Raw genomic sequence first — 233 nt, 5'->3', positions numbered from 1 at the left:
GATGCTGACCGCGCTCACCGCGTGTGCGCGCGAGACCGGCGCCGATCGCGACACCGAGGAGGCGTTGGCCCGCTGGGCGACCGGCACCGGCCGCACCACCGCCCACCACCTGCTCGCGCTCCTGCGCGCGCAAGGCGGCGCCTACGACGCGGCGTTGGCCGCGCTCGCCCCGGCCCTGAGCGACCCCGAGGCCAATCCGCAGGGGCGCCTGATCGCGGCGCGGGTGTATCTGC

Annotated in this window: 1 protein-coding gene; it reads left to right on the top strand. The window is 77.3% G+C overall.

The window, feature by feature from the left end; genetic code table 11:
* A partial coding sequence (locus tag GT354_RS40290; protein WP_161361451.1) for a hypothetical protein occupies window positions 1–233 on the top strand: 233 nt, incomplete at both ends.

The organism is Streptomyces sp. SID3343, from assembly GCF_009865215.1.
GTDB lineage: Bacteria > Actinomycetota > Actinomycetes > Streptomycetales > Streptomycetaceae > Embleya.
The sequence above is the reverse complement of the archived record's forward strand: the minus strand, read 5'-3'. Positions and strand labels throughout refer to the sequence as shown.